The sequence below is a fragment of the Actinomadura rugatobispora genome (assembly GCF_055379765.1).
Genome location: NZ_AP029191.1, coordinates 1,588,078 through 1,605,159, shown reverse-complemented (window position 1 = coordinate 1,605,159; position 17,082 = coordinate 1,588,078). Strand labels below are relative to the sequence as shown.

The window sequence follows — 17,082 nt, the reverse complement described above, 5'->3', positions numbered from 1 at the left end:
AGTACCTGGGTACGGTCTGTGGGTGGACCCCGTTGAGGCGCTGCGCCGGATCGCGTTCCTGCTGGAGCGCGCGCACGAGCCGACCTACCGCGTGCGGGCCTTCCGCAAGGCGGCCGACGTCGTGGCGGGCCTGCCGTCCGGCGAGCCGGAGGAGCGGGCCCGAGAGGGCACGCTGACCGCGCTGGACGGGATCGGGAAGGTCACCGCCCTGGTGGTCGAGGAGGCGCTGCGCGGCGAGGTCCCGGTGTACCTGCGGCGGCTGGAGGCCACCGAGGGCGAGCCCCTGGACGCGTCGGCAGCGGCGCTGCGGACCGCGCTGAAGGGCGACCTGCACACCCACAGCGACTGGTCGGACGGCGGCTCGCCGATCCGGGAGATGGCGGAGGCGGCGCGCGGCCTCGGCCACGACTACGTCGCGCTGACCGACCACTCGCCGCGCCTGACGGTCGCCAACGGCCTGTCCGCCGACCGGCTGCGGCGCCAGCTCGACGCGGTCGCGGAGCTGAACGAGGAGCTGGCGCCGTTCCGGATCCTCACCGGGATCGAGGTCGACATCCTGGAGGACGGTTCACTCGACCAGGACCCCGGTCTGCTCGACCGCCTCGACGTGGTGGTGGCCAGCGTGCACTCCAAGCTGCGCATGGAGAAGGTCGCGATGACGCGGCGGATGGTCGCGGCCGTCGCGAACCCGCGCGTGAACGTGCTGGGGCACTGCACGGGCCGCATCGTCAAAGCGGGCGGCAGGCGCGGCGGGCTGCGCCCGGAGTCGGAGTTCGACGCGGACCTGGTCTTCGACGCCTGCGCGGCTTACGGGGTCGCCGTCGAGATCAACTCCCGTCCCGAGCGGCTCGACCCGCCCAAGCGGCTGCTGCGGCTGGCCCTGGAGGCGGGCTGCGACTTCTCGATCGACTCCGACGCGCACGCGCCCGGACAACTGGACTGGCAGCCCTACGGGTGCGAGCGCGCCGCGCGCTGCGGGGTGCCGGCCGACCGCGTCGTCAACACGTTGAGCGTCGACGCGCTGCTGGCCTGGACGACCGACTCCCGCTGAGGTTCGCCGGTCACCGCGCCAGGGTGCAGGTGTTGGCGAGGTCTCCGGTCGCCGGGCGGGGGTGCGAAGTGTTCGCCTGTGAGGTCGGTTGAGTGAACATGCGGGTGATCAAGCGATCCGGCTTGACGGTTTGTGTTCGTCTCTGTACTTTGAGTAGCGCGATCTGGGACGCCGGGTTCGATGTCGGCGTGCGGGGCCCCCTTTCCACCGGAGTGATGGTCTGGGGCCTCCCCGTCGCCTCCGGTCGAGCCCACCTGGCCAGGTCGCGTAGGGAGCCGGCCTCCCGGGAACGGACCACGCACGGGATGCGTGTCGCCGCCCCGGGGCCGAGTACGCCGGGGACCAGCGCGTCCAAGACCGTTCGGGGCGCGCGGCTGAGCAACTTATGCACAGTCCTTAGGAACGGTGCCTGTCCGCCTGGGAAGGGCCGTGAAGGCGGTGCGCGACGGCGGCCACGTGTGCGGGTGCCACTCTCGGCGGGCCCTGTGTGGGCGGCGTCCCCATGCCGGTGGGGACGCCCCCGCCGTGTAACCCGCGCGCAGGATCGCCTTGTGGGCCTTGGGGTCTCCGGTGGCGGCGTACGACGGGTACGCGCGCAGCACCGGCGGGAGATAGGTGAGCAGGTTCGGCCCGTCCGCGCGCCACAGGGTGCCTTCGGAGTCGATGCCGCCGTCATAGAGGTCGGGCCGATTCTCCAGCTGCCAGCGGACGAGGTAGCCGCCGTTGGAGATGCCCGCCGCGTACGTCCGCCGCGGGACGCGGCCGTAGCGCTGCGCGACGGCGGCCTTGGCGGCGACGGTCAGCTGGGTGGTCCTGCGGTTCCACTCCGCGATGGCGTCGCCGGGGCGGCGCCCGTCGCGGAAGAACTCCGCGCCGCTGTTGCCCTTGTCGGTGGAGGCGAAGGCGTACCGTTCCTATGGACTGTGCATGAGTTGCTCAGCCGCGCGCCCCGAACGGTCTTGGACGCACTGGTCCCCGGCGTACTCGACCCGGGGCGGCGACACGCATCCTGTGCGTGGTCCGTTCCCGGGAGGCCGGTTCCCTGCGCAATCTGGCCATGTGGGCTCGACCAGAGGCGACGGGGAGGCCCCAGGCCATCACTCCGGTGGAAAGGGGGCCCCGCATGCTGACATCGAACCCGGCGTCCCAGATTGCGCTACTGAAAGTACAGGGACCAGCACAAACCGTCAAGCCGGATCACTTGGATTGCCCGCATGTTCACTTAACCGACCTCACAGGCGAACAGTTCGCACCCCTTGGCCAGCACCCAGTCGGAGATGGTCACGTCGCCGCCGGCGGCGTGCGCGGACGCGGCGGCGGCCGGTGGGAAGGGCGCCAGGACGGCGGTCAGCGCCGCGGCTGCGGCGGTCGTTCCGCGGAGGGTGGGCATTCGACGCTCCCGGGGGGTGGGGGATCCCGCCATCGTTCAGGACCGGCCACCGGCCCGGCCACGTGTGCGGGCGCCACTCTCGGCGCGGCCGCTGTGGGCGGCGCCCCCATGCCGGTGCGGGCACCCCCGCCGCACCGTCCACATGCCCGCAGGTCACGGCATGGGCGCCCAGGACGCCCGGGATGTGGTGTGGCTCACATCCGTATCGAGCCGTCCGAATGTGTGGACCGGTCACATGGCCGGGTCACCTTGCGCGACCTAGCGTTCACGGTCACGGCGTCCCGGATGTGGTCCGGGTCACCTCACGGACCCGAGGAGGGCGCATGGCAGAGGAACGCGGGGACGCCCCGGCCCCCGTTCTGGCGGCGCGGGGACTGGTCAGGGAGTTCCGGGGGTTCCGCGCCGTGGACGGCGTGGACCTCGACGTCGCGGAAGGCGACGTGCACGCGCTCGTGGGCCCGAACGGCGCCGGCAAGACCACGCTGTTCAACCTGCTCACCGGCTTTCTGCGGCCCACCTCGGGCAGCGTCGTCCTGGAGGGCCGGCGCGAGCTGGCCGGGCGCGCCCCCGAGGCGATCGCGCGCCTGGGCGTGGCCCGCTCGTTCCAGATCACCAGCCTGTTCGCGGAGATGACGCCGCGCCGGCACGTGGAGCTGGCACTGGCGAGCGGCACCGGACTCGGCTGGCGGTTCTGGCGCTCGGACAAGGCGCTGGGCCGGTTCGCCGCGCGCGCTTCCGAGCTCCTCGACCAGGTGGGGCTGGACGAGCACGGCGACATCCCCGCCGGGTCCCTCTCGTACGGGCGCAAGCGCGCGCTGGAGCTGGCCCTCGCACTGGCACTCGACCCCAAGGTGCTGCTCCTGGACGAGCCGACCGCCGGAATGGGCGTGGAGGACGTCGACCGCACCATCGAGCTCGTCCGCCGGATCCGCACCGGCCGCACCGTCGTCCTGGTCGAGCACAACATGAACGTCGTCGCCAGCCTCGCCGACAAGGTGACCGTGCTCCAGCACGGCGCCGTCCTGGCCGAGGGGCCCTACGCCGAGATCCGCCACGACCCGCGCGTCATCACCGCCTACCTCGGAGACTCCCATGCTGCGCGTTGACGGACTGTCGTCCTGGTACGGCGAGGCGCAGGCGCTGCGCGAGGTGTCGCTGGAGGTCGGCAAAGGCGAGATCGTCACGCTGGTCGGCCGCAACGGCGCGGGCAAGACCACGCTGCTGCGCTGCCTGATGGGCCTGCACCCCGCGTCCGGCACGGTCTCCTTCCTGGACGAGGACATCACCGCGCTCGGCCCGCACCGCAGGGCCCGGCGCGGCCTCGGCTACGTCCCCGACGACCGCGGCATCTACGCCACCCTCTCCGTGGAGGAGAACCTGCTCCTGCCGCCGGAGACGGGGCCGGAGCCGTGGTCTCTGGAGCGGGTGTACGAGGCGTTCCCCCGCCTGCGTGAACGCCGCCGCTTCCCCGGCACCAAACTCTCCGGCGGCGAGCAGCAGATGCTCGCCCTCGCCCGGGTGCTGCGCATGGGCGCCCGGCTGCTGCTGTGCGACGAGCCCACCGAGGGCCTGTCGCCGCTGATCGTCGCCCAGATCGGCGACATCCTGCGCGAGGTCAAGGCCGCCGGGGTCACCGTCCTGCTGATCGAGCAGAACGTCCACTTCGCCGCCACCGTCGCCGACCGCCACTACCTGCTCGCCGAGGGCCGGATCGTCGAGTCGCTGGACAACGACGAGGTCCGCGAGCGCGAACACGAGCTGCTCGACTATCTCGGAATCTAAGAGGAGAACCCCGATGAGACTCATGGGCTGGGGCGGCCTCGCCGCCGCGGGAGTGCTGCTGGCCGGCTGCGCGGGGGGACCGGGCGGCGGCGGAGGGAAGATCAGCGACGGCAAGGTGGTGCTGGCCGTGCTCAACGACCAGACCGCCATCTACGCCGACCTGTCCGGCCGCAACAGCATCGAGGCCGTGCGGATGGCCGTCGCCGACTACAAGGCCAAGTACGGGGACAAGGCCGCGGCCAAGGAGGTCGAGGTCGTCTCCGCCGACCACCAGAACAAGCCCGACGTCGCCAACACCAAGGCCCAGGAGCTGTACGACCGGCAGCGCGCCGACATGATCCTGGACGTGCCGACCTCCTCGGCCGCGCTCGCCGTCGCCAACGTCGCCAAGAACAAGAAGAAGATCTTCATCGACGTGGGCGCCGCGACGACCGAGCTGGAAGGCAAGCAGTGCAACAAGTACACCTTCCACTACGGCTACAACTCCTACATGCTGGCGCACGGCACCGGCACGGCCGTCACCCGGGACGGCGCCAAGAACTGGTACATCGTCTACCCGGACTACGCGTTCGGGCAGGACATGAACAAGACGTTCACCGCGGCCGTGCAGGCGGCGGGCGGCCAGGTGGTCAAGGCCGATCCGGCGCCGTTCCCCAACGACAACTTCTCGACCTTCCTCCTCAAGGCGCCGGGCCTCAACCCCAAGCCGCAGGTGCTCGGCACCATGCAGGCCGGCGGTGACCTCGTCAACCTGGTGAAGCAGTACAACGAGTACAAGCTCAAGGACAAGGGCGTGCAGCTCGCCGCGGGCCTGATGTTCCTCACCGACATCCACTCCCTCGGCCCCGACGCCATGGCCGGGACCCGCTTCACCGACGCCTGGTACTGGAACGCCAACCCGCAGAACCGCGCCTGGGCCGACAAGTTCCAGGCCAAGACGGGCAAGCGTCCCACCTCCGTGCACGCCGCCAACTACTCGGCCGCCCTCCAGTACCTGGAGGCCGTGCAGCGCGGCGGCACCGACGCCTCCGACGACGTCGTCAAGCAGCTCGAGGGCCGCAAGGTCGAGGACGTCTTCGCCCGCAACGGCACCATCCGCGCCCAGGACCACCTGCTCCTGCACGACGCCTACCTCGCGCAGGTGAAGCCGTCCAGCGAGGTCAAGGAGCCCTGGGACTACCAGCGGATCCTCAAGACCATCCCGGCGTCGGAGGCGTTCCAGCCGCAGCCCGACCCGGCCTGCAAGCTGTAGGCGGCCGGCATGCTCCAGCAGGCGTTCAACGGGCTGGTGGGCGGGGCGTTCTACGCCCTGCTCGCCCTCGGCCTCGCCGTCATCTTCGGCATGCTCGGCGTCGTCAACTTCGCCCACGGCGCGTTCTACATGCTCGGCGCCTTCGGGGCGTTCGTGCTCCTCGACTCCTTCGGCGTGAACTTCTGGCTCGCCCTGCTGCTGGTCCCGGTCGTGCTGGGGGTCGTGGGGGTCGTCCTGGAGAGGCTGTTCATCCGGCGGCTCACGCCCCTGGACCCCCTCTACAACTTCCTGTTCACCTTCGGGCTGGCGCTGATCCTGCAGGACCTGGTCAAGCGGCAGTACGGCGTGCAATCCCAGCCCTACCCCCGCCCGTCCGCGCTGAGCGGCTCGATCGACCTGGTGGCCTTCAGCTACCCCGCGTACCAGGTGTTCGTGCTGGCCGTGTCGGCCGTGGTGTGCGGCGCGGTCTGGGTCGTCCTCACCCGCACCCGGGTCGGGATGATCGTCCGCGCCGCCACCGAGCGGCCCGAGCTCACCCGCGCCCTCGGCATCGACGTCGGCCGCTGGGTCACCCCCGTCTTCGGCTTCGGGATCGCCCTGGCCGGGTTCGCCGGGGTGCTGGCCGCGCCGATGCGCGCGGTCAACCCGCTGATGGGCGCCGACCTGATCATCACCGTGTTCGCGGTCGTGGTCATCGGCGGGCTCGGCTCGGTGTTCGGCTCGGTCGCCGCCGGCTTCGCCGTCGGGCTGGTGTCGGCGCTGGGCAACCTGTACGTCCCCGCGCTCTCCCAGACGCTGGTGTTCATCCTCATGGCCGTCGTCCTGCTGTGGCGCCCGGCCGGCCTGTTCGGACGCGAGGAGGCGTTCCGTTGATCCTCTCCAAGCTTGCCGGACGCCCGGTCCTGCTGGCCCTCGGCCTCTTCGCCGCCCTCGCCCTCCCCTGGATGGTGTATCCGCCGGTCGCCCTGGACATCGCCTGCTGGGCGCTGTTCGCCGCGGCCGTGGACCTGCTGCTCGGCTTCACCGGGCTGCTGTCGTTCGGGCACGCCGCCTTCTGGGGCGGGTCGGCGTACTGCACCGGCCTCATCGCCCTGCACTCCGGCCTGCCGTTCCCGCTGGCCATCCTTGGCGGCGCCGTGTTCGCCGCCCTGCTCGCGGTTCCGATCGGCTTCCTCTCGGTACGGCTGAGCGGCATCTACTTCGCCATGGTCACCCTGGCCTTCGCCCAGATGCTGTACTTCGTCGCCAACCAGTGGCGGGACGTCACCGGGGGAGAGAACGGCCTGCAGGGCATCCCGCGTGAGTTCTTCGGGCTCGACCTGTCCGACCCGTTCTTCTTCTACTACGCGGGCCTGCCCTTCGTGCTGTTCGGGCTCTTCGCGGCCTGGCGCATCGTCCGGTCACCGTTCGGGCGCGTCCTGGTGTCCATCCGCGACAACCCCGCGCGCGCCCGCGCCCTCGGCTACCCCGTGGACCGCTACAAGCTGCTCGCCTTCGTCCTGTCCGCCGCCCTGTCCGGCATAGCCGGAGGACTGTTCGCCATCAGCCACGGCTTCGCCTCCCTGCAGGAGGTCTACTGGACGACCTCGGGCCAGGCCGTGATGATGGTCGTCCTGGGCGGCATCGGCACCCTGTGGGGAGCGGTGGTGGGGGCGGCCCTGATCGTCCAGCTGCACGACTACCTCGCCACCGCGGGCTTCCAGGAGATCGGCATCGTCACCGGCTCCATCTTCATCGCCGTCGTGCTCCTCTTCCGCCGGGGCATCTGGGGCACCGCCCGCCACCTCCTGACCACCCGCCCGTCCCGCCGCCGCCCCGAAGCCCCCTCCACCCCCGAACGCACGACGGTGGACGCCCGAACCTGACCGCCGAACCCCTACCTGACGACGGGCCCGCTACCGGCGGGCCCGTCGTCTGCCTAGCGGCGGAGGCGGTGGAGGCGCAGGGCCAGCTGGATCTCCAGGGTGCGGTCGGGGGCCTGCCAGTCGTCGCCGAGGAGGCGGGCCACGCGGTCGAGGCGCTGGGTGACGGTGTTGACGTGGATGTGCAGGCGCTCGGCGGTCTTCGACAGGCTGCAGCCGGTGCCGAAGTAGTCCTCCAGGGTGCGGACGAGGGTGGTGCCGCGGCGGGCGTCGTACTCCAGGACCGGGCCCAGGGCGCCGGTGAGGAAGCCGCCGACGTCGCGGCCCTCGCCGATCAGCAGGCCCACGAAGCCCAGCTCGGTCGCGCCCGCGCCGTCGCCGGTGCGGCCCAGCGCCAGCAGCGCCTCCGCGCAGCGCTGCGCCTCGGCGTGCGCGGAGACGATCGCGTCCGGGGCGCGGACCGGGCCGGCGGCGCCGACCGTGGCCGGGGCGTTCAGCGACGCGCCCAGCTCCTTGGCGACCCGGCGGGCCGCGTCCCCGGGACGGTCCCCCGGCAGCAGCAGCACGATCTCCTCGCCGCGCGCCGCCGCCAGGCCGCGCGCCACGGCGGCGTGCGAGGACGCCCAGAACGCCGCGCGCCCGCGGTGCTCGGGTGAGGCGCAGCGGGCCGACAGCACCACGTGCGGCGCCTCGAGATCCACGTTCACCCGGTGCGCACGGGCCTTCAGCGCCTCGGTGTCGGTGGCCCGCCCGGCCAGCAGGTCGTCCAGCAGCTCGCCGCGCACCCGCCCCTCGGCCTCGGTCACGCTGCGCCGCAGCAGCATCAGCAGCGCCGTGACCAGCGCGGCGCGCTCCAGGATGCGCTGGTCGGCGTCGGAGACCTCCTCGCGGGTGCGCAGCACCAGCGTGCCCAGCACCTCGTCGCCGGTGGAGACCGACGCGATCCACAGGTCGCCGCGCCGGACCGTGCGGCCCTGCGCGCGGGCCGAGTACGCGGCGGCCAGCACCCCCGACAGCTCGTCGCCGTCCAGCGGCGCCGGGGCGCCGGAGGTGGCCAGGGAGCGGCCCTCGGCGTCCAGGACGTGCAGAGTGCCGCCGAGGATCTCGGTGACGACCGCCGCCACGTCCTCGGCGCCGCCGCCCCGCACCACCAGCGCGGTCATCCGGTCGTGCGCCTGCGCGGCCCGCTCCACCGCCGCGCTGCGCGCCTGCACGACCTCGTTGGCCGCGCTCAGCTCCTCCAGCGCCGTCCGGGTCTCCTCCAGCAGGCGGGCGTTGTCGATCGCGACGGCGGCGTGCGCGGCCAGCGAGCCGAGCAGCACCGCCTCCTCCGGGTCGAACGGGCGCTCGCTGCGGTTGGCCGCGTACAGCACGCCGATCACCCGGCTGCCCAGCCGCATCGGCACGCCGAGGATCGCCACCAGCGCCTCCTCGGCCACCGCGTCGTCGATGAAGTCGCGGTGCCGGAACTGCGGGTCGTGCAGGTAGTGGGCGCTGGTGTAGGGCATCGCGGTCTGCGCGACGAGCCCGCCCAGGCCCGCGCCCATCGGCAGCCGCAGCCGCCGGAACGCCGCCGACACCGACCCGTCGGTCACCCGCATGTAGGTGTCGCCGCGCTCGTCGTCGTTCAGCGTCATGTAGGCGATGTCGGCGTTCAGGAGGCGCCGGGCGCGGCGGACGATCGCCTCCAGGACCGCGTCGTGGTCGCGCAGCCCGGCCAGGTCGCCGGCGGTGTCGAACAGCGCGGCCAGCTCGGCCTCCCGCCGCGCGTGCCGGCGCATGATGGTGCGCACCCGGAGGGCGGCGAGCTTGGCGGCCTCCAGTTCGGCCAGGGCCTCGGGCGCCGCGCCGGCCGCGCGCGCCTCCACCAGCGGCCCCTCGAACTCGACGGGGGACGCCTCCCGGGCCAGCAGTTCGAGGAAGACGGTGCAGGTCATGCGGGACATTGTCAATGCGCGGTCCACCCCCCGTCGAGCGACAGCGACGCCCCGGTGATCATCGCGGCGGGCGGCGCGCACAGGTAGGCGACCAGTTCCGCCACCTCGTCGGGCTCGATCAGCCGCTTCACCGCGGCCTTGGCCAGCAGCACCTCGGCGGTCACGGCCTCCGCCGACATCCCGTGCACCCGCGCCTGGTCCTCGATCTGCCCCTCCACCAGCGGGGTCCGGACGTAGGCGGGGCACACGCAGTTGGACGTGACCCCGTGCTCGGCGCCCTCCAGCGCGATCACCTTGGACAGCCCTTCGAGGGCGTGCTTGGCCGCCACGTACGCCGCCTTGTACGGCGAGGCCCGCAGCCCGTGCACCGAGGAGATGTTGACGATCCGCCCCCAGCCCCGCCCGTACATGCCCGGCAGGCTCGCCCGGACCAGCCGGAACGGCGCCTCCACCATCGTCCGCATGATCCGCGAGAAGACCTCCGGCGGGAACTCCTCCAGCGGCGCCACATGCTGGAACCCGGCGTTGTTGACCAGGATGTCGGCGCCGCAGTCGCGGCCCAGCGCCTCGGCCGCGTCCAGGTCGGCCAGATCGGCGGCCCGGGCGGTGCCGCCGATCTTGGCGGCGGCCTCCGCCGCGGCGTCCGACCTTATGTCGGCCACCACCACATGGGCCCCGGCGGACGCGAGACGGCGCGCGCAGGCCAGTCCGATACCGCCCGCGGCGCCGGTGACCAGGGCGGTGCGCCCGGAGAGGTCCGGGCGGGCATCCGTGTGGGGTGTCATGCGCCGAACTTACGGAGCGTGAGCCCGCCCACCTATGGAGTGGATCGACACAATCCGGCCCTGTCCCATGTGGGTCGCCGCCGCGTCGGGCGGGGGCGCTAGCGTCGGAGGCTCATCGATCGTCCGCGAACGCGGAGGTGTCCCCCATGACCGAGATCGCCCACCGTTTCGTCGAGTCCACCAGCGGCCTGCGGATGCACGTCGCGGAGGCCGGGTCCGGGCCGCTGGTCCTGCTCCTGCACGGCTTCCCCGAATGCTGGTACTCGTGGCGCCACCAGCTCGTCGCGCTGGCCGAGGCCGGCTACCACGCGGTGGCCCCCGACCAGCGCGGCTACGCCCGCACGGGCGGCCCCGCCGACCCCGCGCAGTACACGATGCACCACCTGGTCGGCGACGTGGTCGGCCTGATCGACGCGCTCGGCGAGGAGCAGGCGGTCGTCGCCGGACACGACTGGGGCGCGCCCGTCGCCTGGGCCGCCGCGCAGTTCCGTCCCGAACGGGTCCGCGGCGTCATCGGCATGTCGGTGCCGCACCGGCCGCGCAGCTCCCGGCCGCCGGTGCAGGCGATGCGGGAGGCGTTCGGCGACGGCTTCTACATGGTCTACTTCCAGCAGCCCGGCGTGCCCGAGGCGGAGTTCGACCAGGACCGGAGCGCGATGTTCCGGCGGATGGCGGCCACCGAGCCCGGCGAGCCGAGCGGGCTGCCGGTCGTCCCGGACGGCGGCGGGTTCCTCGACGCGAGCCGCGAGCCGAAGGAGCTCCCGGACTGGCTCACCGAGGAGGACATCGCCACCTACGTGCGGGAGTACGAGACCGCGGGCTTCACCGGGCCCCTCAACTGGTACCGCAACCTCGACCGCAACTGGGAGCTCACCGCCGCCTGGCACCGCGCCCCGGTCACCCCGCCCGCGCTCTTCATCGCCGGCGACCGCGACCCGGTGGTGGTGGGCGGCGCGCGGAGGGCGGTCGACCGGCTCGCCGACTTCGTCCCGAACCTCCGCGACACGGTGTGGCTGGCCGGATGCGGCCACTGGACGCAGCAGGAGCGCCCCGGCGAGGTGAACGAGGCCGTGATCGGCTTCCTGCGCGGCCTCTGAATGTCGGAGGCGCGGCGTACGGTCGCCGGGTGAACCGTACCGACCGGCTGTACGCCTTGGTGGAGGAGCTGCGGGCCCGGGCGCCGCGCCGGGTCAGCGCGCGCGAGCTGGCCGCCCGCTACGAGGTGAGCGTGCGGACGATCGAGCGCGACATCGGCGCGCTGCAGGAGGCCGGCGTGCCGATCTTCGCCGACGTGGGCCGCAACGGCGGCTACACCCTCGACAAGAGCCGCACGCTGCCGCCGCTCAACTTCACCCCCGCCGAGGCCGTCGCGATCGCGATCGTGCTGGGCCGGGCGGGCGGCTCGCCGTTCGCCCGGTCCGCCCGCACCGCGCTGCACAAGATCGTCACCGCGATGTCGGCGGCCGACGGCGCGACCGCGCGCGAGCTGGCGGGCCGGATCCGGTTCCTGGCCGACCCCTCCGCCGCCGAGCCCGGCGCCCGGCCCGCGACCGTGCCCGCCGTCCTGGAGGAGGCGATGTCGGCCCGCCGGGTGGTGCGGCTGACCTACGTCGACCGCGACGGCGCCGAGACCGAGCGGGAGGTCGAGCCGGTCGCCTTCACCGGCGCGTCCAGGGGCTGGTACCTGTTCGGCTGGTGCCGGTTGCGCGACGACTCCCGGGTGTTCCGGATCGACCGGGTGCGGCGGGCGTGGCTGCTCGACGAGGTCGCCCCCGAGCGCCGTCTGGAGGACTGCGGCGGAGGCTCGCCGCCCGACTACGTGATGCGGCCCCTGGAGTTCGTCTGACCCCGGAAACGGGACTCGTTCGAAAATCTGTTCGGAAACGCCGACATGGGGTTGTCGCGCCCCTCCCGGATCGTGGTGCCCGCGCCGCACGACGCGGACGCGCGACCCACGACACGGAGGCAGTGATGGCCATGGAGGCCCCCGCGTACGACACCGTCAGCTGGTTCCAGATCGGCACCGACGACTCCGAGGGAGCCCAGAGCTTCTACGGCGGCCTGTTCGGCTGGAAGTTCACCCTCGACCCGGACTCCGACGGCTACGACCTGATCGGCTACCCGGGCTCCACGGCCCCCAGCGGCGGCATCGCCCACACCGCCGGCGGCGCCGAGAACCACGCGATGTTCCTGGTGCTGGTCAAGGACGTGAAGGCCGCCTGCGCCCAGGCGGAGAAACTCGGCGGCAAGGTCGCGGTGGAGCCCACGACCGCCGCCAGCGGCCTGGTCTTCGCCTACCTGCACGACCCGGCCGGCAACCGCTTCGGCGTGTTCACGCCCCCGCCCGTCCCCGCCTGACCGGCTCACCGGCGGACGCTCCTCCGCGCCGGGGCGGCCGATCAGCCGGCGCGCCGGTCGGCGCTTGTGAGGGCTCCCCTCGCGTGTGCGCGCTTGCGGCGGAGGCTCTTGTGGAAGAGGGGGTCGGCGCCGACCACGTCCAGCTCCGGGTGCCGCGGGGCGGGGCCGCCGTCGCGGAGCAGGCCGGTCAGCGAATCGACCAGCGACCAGCCGTGGCGGTGGACGTCCCGGTCGGAGGCGATCCACTCCCCGGCGGCGCTGATCACGTCGCCGGTGTGCAGCAGCAGCGCCGCGGGCCCGCTGACCAGCAGCGCCCGCCCGGGCTCGGCCAAGGCGAGACCGCCGTGCGGAGGCCCGGGGCGCCCGTCCGCCGGATCGCGGGGCGGAGGCGGGCGGAGGGTGACGGGACGGCCGGCGGGCAGCCGCCGCCTGACCCCCGGCCAGGCCGACGGCCGCAGCCCGAGGTCCGAACGCACGATCACCAGATCGGCCGAACCCTCGGGCGGGCCGTACCACGGGATCCCCTCGGGCCGCGCCCCGCCGACGGGCAGGTGCACGAGGCTGCGCGGACTGATCGCGGCCATCCGGAACCAGGCGCCCAGATGCAGCAGCCCGGCCCGCGAGCCCACGATCAGCCCGAGGTTGCCGGACGACGGCGGGCAGACCCACAGCCCGTGCGGAGCCCCGCGCGGCTCCAGCACCCGGCACGGGCCGCGCGACCCGGGCACCGCACGCGCCAGCGCCCGCAACCGCATGCGCCCCTCGCCCGGCGCCCCCGCACTGGTGGTCATCGGCCCATGCAACCGCGCGCCCACCCGCCACGCCACCCGGTTCCCCCAACACCCTGAGAAGCCCCCAACCACCGGGACCCTCAACCCCCGGGACCGCCCCAGGCTCAGGGGCAGTTCGGGGCTCCGCAACCGCTCCAAGACTCCGCGACTGTCCCAAGGCTCCGCGACCGCCTCAGGTTCCGGGGCCGCTCCCAGGCTCCGGGGCCGCTCCCAAGCTCCGGAACCGTCCCAAGGCTCCGGGGCCGCCTAAGGCTTTGGGGCCGCTCCAAGGCTCCGGGGCGGCTCCCAGGCTCTGGGGGCGCTCCCAGGGGCCCTGGGGGGCTGGCAGCGTCCCGTGGAGGTCCCAGAGACGAGGGTGGGGGCTTCCGGGACCGTTGGGGAGCCCCGGAAGCCCCCATGCGCGGGGTCTGACGGCCCGCCGCCGGAGTGCGGGAAGGTTCCCGCGTCGCGGCGTCATCACGGCCTACACCTCCGTGATCACGGCCGCCCGGCGGTGCGCGGGCTCAGCGGTGCGCGGGTCGGGTCAGGCGTCACCGCCGGTGTTGCTCTCGGCCGAGCCCACGCCGCCCGCGAACACGGTGCTGACGTCGGCGTTCAGCTGGTAGCGCTCGATCGCCTGCTGCAGCCTCTCCGGCTTGACCTCGCCCTGCCGGGCCAGCCGGGTGAGCACGGCCAGCGTGATCGACGCCGCGTCCACGTGGAACGCCCGGCGCGCGGCGGCGCGGGTGTCGGAGAACCCGAACCCGTCGGTGCCGAGCGAGGAGTAGTCCGCGGTCACCCACGGCGCGATCTGGTCCGGTACGGCCCGCATGAAGTCCGACACCGCCACGATCGGGCCGGGCGCGTTCTCCAGGGCGCGGGTGACGTACGGGACGCGCTCCTCGGCGTCGGGGTGCAGCAGGTTCCACTCGTCGCACGCCTGGGCCTCGCGGGCCAGCTCGTTCCACGAGGTGGCCGACCACACGTCGGCGGCCACGCCCCACTCCTCGGCCAGCTGCCGCTGCGCCTCCAGGGCCCAGCGGCCCGCCACGCCGGAGGCCATGATCTGGGCCTTGGGCGCCTGGCCGTTCTCGGTCTCGGGGGCCGGACGCAGCCGGTAGAGCCCCTTGAGGAGGCCCTGCACGTCGAGGCCCTCCGGCTCGGGGGTCTGCTGGTACGGCTCGTTGTAGATCGTCAGGTAGTAGAAGATGCTCTCGCCCTGCGGGTGCTCCTCGGACGAGCCGTACATCCGGCGCAGCGCGTCCTGCACGATGTGCGCCAGCTCGAACGCCCAGGTCGGGTCGTAGTGCACGCACGCCGGGTTGGTGGCCGCGATGAGCGGCGAGTGCCCGTCGGCGTGCTGGAGGCCCTCACCGGTGAGGGTGGTGCGGCCCGCGGTGGCGCCGAGCAGGAAGCCGCGGCCCATCTGGTCGCCGAGCGCCCACATCTGGTCGCCGGTCCGCTGGAACCCGAACATCGAGTAGAAGATGTAGACCGGGATCATGTGCTCGCCGTGCGTGGCGTACGCGGTGCCCGCGGCGATGGCCGAGGCCATCGAGCCGGCCTCGCTGATGCCCTCGTGCAGCATCTGGCCCTGCTCGGACTCCTTGTAGGCGAGCAGCAGCTTGCGGTCGACGCCCTCGTAGGTCTGCCCGTGCGGGGCGTAGATCTTGGACGTGGGGAACAGCGAGTCCATGCCGAACGTCCGGTACTCGTCCGGAGCGATCGGGACGAACCGGGCGCCGATGTTCTCGTCCTTGATCAGGTCCTTGAGCAGCCGGACGAACGCCATGGTGGTGGCGACGTTCTGCTTGCCCGAGCCCTTCTTCAGCTCCGCGTACACCGGGTCGCCGGGCAGTTTGAGCGCCTTGGCCCGCACCACCCGCTTGGGCAGGAACCCGCCCAGCGCGGCGCGTCGCTCGCGCATGTACTCGATCTCGTCGGAGTCCTCGCCCGGGTGGTAGTACGGCGGCAGCGGCTGCTCCAGCGCCGAGTCCGGGATGTCGAGGTAGAGCCGGTCGCGGAACTCCTTCAGCTCGGCCTTGGTGAGCTTCTTCATCTGGTGGGTGGCGTTGCGGGCCTCGAAGTCGGGGCCCAGCGTCCAGCCCTTGATGGTGTGGGCGAGGATGACGGTCGGCTGGCCGACGTGCTCGCGGGCGGCCTTGAACGCCGCGTACACCTTGCGGTAGTCGTGCCCGCCGCGCGAGAGCTTGCGCAGGTCGTCGTCGGACAGGTGCTCGACCATCTTGCGCAGCCGCGGGTCGTCGCCGAAGAAGTGGTCGCGGATGTAGGCGCCGGACTCGACGGTGTAGGTCTGGAACTGGCCGTCGGGCGTGGTGTTCATCTTGTTGACCAGCACGCCGTCGGCGTCCTGGGCCAGCAGCGGGTCCCAGTCGCGGCCCCACACCACCTTGATCACGTTCCAGCCGGCGCCGCGGAAGTACGACTCCAGCTCCTGGATGATCTTGCCGTTGCCGCGCACCGGGCCGTCGAGCTGCTGCAGGTTGCAGTTGACGACGAAGGTGAGGTTGTCCAGCTCCTCGCGGGCGGCCAGGCCGATGGCGCCCAGCGACTCGGGCTCGCCCATCTCGCCGTCGCCCAGGAACGCCCACACGTGCGACCGCGAGGTGTCCTTGATCTTGCGGTTGTAGAGGTAGCGGTTGAAGCGGGCCTGGTAGATCGAGTCGATCGCGGTGAGGCCCATGGACACCGTGGGGAACTCCCAGAAGTCCGGCATCAGCCGCGGGTGCGGGTAGGACGACAGCCCGCCGCCCGGATGGGACATCTCCTGCCGGAAGCCGTCCAGCTTGTCCTGCGGGAGGCGGCCCTCCAGGTAGGCGCGGGCGTAGATGCCCGGGGCGGCGTGGCCCTGGAGGAAGACCTGGTCGCCGGACTCGCCGTGGTCCTTGCCGCGGAAGAAGTGGTTGAAGCCGACCTCGTAGAGGGAGGCGGCCGAGGCGTAGGTGGCGATGTGGCCGCCGACGCCCAGTTCGGGGCGGTTGGCGCGGGACACCATGATCGCCGCGTTCCACCGGATGTAGGCCCGGATCCGCCGTTCGATGTGCTCGTCGCCGGGGAACCAGGGCTCCCTCTCCGGCGGGATGGTGTTGATGAAATCGGTGCTGCGCAGGCCGGGCACCCCGACCTGTTGCTCGCGGGCACGCTCCAGCAGCCTGAGCATCACATAGCGTGCCCGGCTGCGGCCCTCGGTCTTGATCACCGTGTCGAGCGACTCCAGCCACTCCCGGGTCTCGTCCGGGTTGATGTCCGGCAGCTGGCTCGGCAGCCCGTCACTGATGATCGAATAGCGTTGACGTCCGGAAGCCACGGGGTCCCCTCTGCGCTTACCGTCTTCTCTGGTGAGCCCGGCGCCCGCCCGGTGAGCCGGCGGCGGCCTCGTGCACGGCTGTCGGCCGTGGTGGATCGTGATCCCATCGTCGCCGTTTATTTCGGCTAACGCATCTCTACCAACCAGTAACCATTGTGGCCGGTCACCGGGAGTGCCCGGACCGTGAACGCGCAGCTCGGACCGGGTTTGACGGCCCCCTCGACGAGGCACGGAAGACGTACGAAGCTGGAACCGTACGCGCTGGGAACAGCGGACGGCGCCATGCCCGGAGCGGTCGCGGAACCGGCCGCGGCCGCACGCGCCTGGGGGAGTGATGAACGCATCGATCGGAGATCGGCTGCACGTGCACGGCAACACCGTCGGACAGCCCGACAGGTCCGGTGAGATCGTCGAGGTCCGCGGCCCGTCGGGCGGACCGCCCTACATGGTCCGTTTCGACGACGGCCACACCTGCCTGGTCTTCCCGGGGCCCGACGCGGTCGTCGAGGGGCCCCATGAGCACCGTGCCGGGGAGCGCGCCCGCGAGGGCGCCCGGTGAGCCGGTAG

Annotated in this window: 16 protein-coding genes; 10 read left to right on the top strand and 6 right to left on the bottom strand. The window is 72.6% G+C overall.

What is annotated here, in order from left to right:
• The first annotated feature begins 22 nt into the window (after positions 1 to 22).
• Positions 23 to 1,051, top strand: coding sequence for a PHP domain-containing protein (locus tag ACZ466_RS06580; protein ID WP_378285930.1), 1,029 nt, complete (start codon positions 23 to 25; stop codon positions 1,049 to 1,051).
• A 383-nt stretch (positions 1,052 to 1,434) separates the two neighbouring features.
• Here ACZ466_RS06580 and ACZ466_RS06575 read toward each other — a convergent pair whose 3' ends face one another.
• On the bottom strand, positions 1,435 to 1,854 hold the full coding sequence (locus tag ACZ466_RS06575; protein ID WP_378285999.1) for a prolyl oligopeptidase family serine peptidase: 420 nt from the start codon (positions 1,852 to 1,854) through the stop codon (positions 1,435 to 1,437).
• A 419-nt stretch (positions 1,855 to 2,273) separates the two neighbouring features.
• Entirely contained in the window at positions 2,274 to 2,441 is a 168-nt protein-coding gene (locus ACZ466_RS06570) for a hypothetical protein (RefSeq protein WP_378285712.1), read from the bottom strand.
• Between the two features lie 323 nt (positions 2,442 to 2,764).
• On the opposite strand from ACZ466_RS06570, the gene ACZ466_RS06565 reads away from it, so the two are divergent.
• Genes ACZ466_RS06565 through ACZ466_RS06545 form a run of 5 tightly spaced genes read left to right on the top strand, consistent with a single transcriptional unit; the run spans position 2,765 to position 7,340 of the window.
• Positions 2,765 to 3,547, top strand: coding sequence for an ABC transporter ATP-binding protein (locus ACZ466_RS06565; protein WP_378285713.1), 783 nt, complete (start codon positions 2,765 to 2,767; stop codon positions 3,545 to 3,547).
• A complete protein-coding gene (locus ACZ466_RS06560) occupies positions 3,534 to 4,223 on the top strand; it encodes an ABC transporter ATP-binding protein (protein WP_378285714.1) in 690 nt (229 codons plus the stop codon). Before ACZ466_RS06565 ends, ACZ466_RS06560 begins: the two co-directional genes overlap by 14 nt.
• Before the next feature lie 13 nt (positions 4,224 to 4,236).
• The gene (locus tag ACZ466_RS06555) at positions 4,237 to 5,475 is read left to right on the top strand and encodes an ABC transporter substrate-binding protein (protein ID WP_378285715.1); all 1,239 of its coding nucleotides are present in this window, start codon (positions 4,237 to 4,239) and stop codon (positions 5,473 to 5,475) included.
• A gap of 9 nt (positions 5,476 to 5,484) precedes the next feature.
• On the top strand, positions 5,485 to 6,348 hold the full coding sequence (locus ACZ466_RS06550; protein ID WP_378285716.1) for a branched-chain amino acid ABC transporter permease: 864 nt from the start codon (positions 5,485 to 5,487) through the stop codon (positions 6,346 to 6,348).
• Positions 6,345 to 7,340, top strand: a complete 996-nt coding sequence (locus tag ACZ466_RS06545; protein ID WP_378285717.1) for a branched-chain amino acid ABC transporter permease — start codon at positions 6,345 to 6,347, stop codon at positions 7,338 to 7,340. The genes ACZ466_RS06550 and ACZ466_RS06545 overlap by 4 nt, the downstream gene beginning before the upstream one ends.
• A gap of 53 nt (positions 7,341 to 7,393) precedes the next feature.
• Here ACZ466_RS06545 and ACZ466_RS06540 read toward each other — a convergent pair whose 3' ends face one another.
• Both ACZ466_RS06540 and ACZ466_RS06535 read right to left on the bottom strand, forming a co-directional pair.
• Positions 7,394 to 9,274, bottom strand: a complete 1,881-nt coding sequence (locus ACZ466_RS06540; RefSeq protein ID WP_378285718.1) for a helix-turn-helix domain-containing protein — start codon at positions 9,272 to 9,274, stop codon at positions 7,394 to 7,396.
• Between the two features lie 11 nt (positions 9,275 to 9,285).
• The gene (locus tag ACZ466_RS06535) at positions 9,286 to 10,059 is read right to left on the bottom strand and encodes a 3-hydroxybutyrate dehydrogenase (RefSeq protein WP_378285719.1); all 774 of its coding nucleotides are present in this window, start codon (positions 10,057 to 10,059) and stop codon (positions 9,286 to 9,288) included.
• Between the two features lie 146 nt (positions 10,060 to 10,205).
• Between ACZ466_RS06535 and ACZ466_RS06530 the strand changes: the two genes are divergently transcribed.
• The 3 genes from ACZ466_RS06530 (at position 10,206) to ACZ466_RS06520 (ending at position 12,417) form a co-directional block, all read left to right on the top strand.
• Complete coding sequence (locus tag ACZ466_RS06530; protein ID WP_378285720.1) at positions 10,206 to 11,156, top strand: alpha/beta fold hydrolase; 951 nt, start codon at positions 10,206 to 10,208, stop codon at positions 11,154 to 11,156.
• A 29-nt stretch (positions 11,157 to 11,185) separates the two neighbouring features.
• A complete protein-coding gene (locus ACZ466_RS06525) occupies positions 11,186 to 11,905 on the top strand; it encodes a helix-turn-helix transcriptional regulator (RefSeq protein WP_378285721.1) in 720 nt (239 codons plus the stop codon).
• Between the two features lie 125 nt (positions 11,906 to 12,030).
• Entirely contained in the window at positions 12,031 to 12,417 is a 387-nt protein-coding gene (locus ACZ466_RS06520) for a VOC family protein (protein WP_378285722.1), read from the top strand.
• Between the two features lie 41 nt (positions 12,418 to 12,458).
• Here the strand turns inward: ACZ466_RS06520 and ACZ466_RS06515 are convergent, their stop codons facing one another.
• Together ACZ466_RS06515 and aceE are read right to left on the bottom strand one after the other, a co-directional pair.
• Positions 12,459 to 13,208 carry a hypothetical protein gene (locus ACZ466_RS06515; RefSeq protein WP_378285723.1) on the bottom strand — a complete coding sequence of 250 codons (750 nt, stop codon included), beginning with the start codon at positions 13,206 to 13,208 and terminating at the stop codon, positions 12,459 to 12,461.
• A 523-nt stretch (positions 13,209 to 13,731) separates the two neighbouring features.
• Positions 13,732 to 16,515 (bottom strand): pyruvate dehydrogenase (acetyl-transferring), homodimeric type, encoded by a 2,784-nt coding sequence (gene aceE / locus ACZ466_RS06510; RefSeq protein WP_378285724.1) that lies wholly within the window; start codon positions 16,513 to 16,515, stop codon positions 13,732 to 13,734.
• A gap of 334 nt (positions 16,516 to 16,849) precedes the next feature.
• Between aceE and ACZ466_RS06505 the strand changes: the two genes are divergently transcribed.
• Positions 16,850 to 17,074, top strand: a complete 225-nt coding sequence (locus ACZ466_RS06505) for a DUF1918 domain-containing protein (protein ID WP_378285725.1) — start codon at positions 16,850 to 16,852, stop codon at positions 17,072 to 17,074.
• The last annotated feature ends 8 nt before the right edge of the window (positions 17,075 to 17,082 follow it).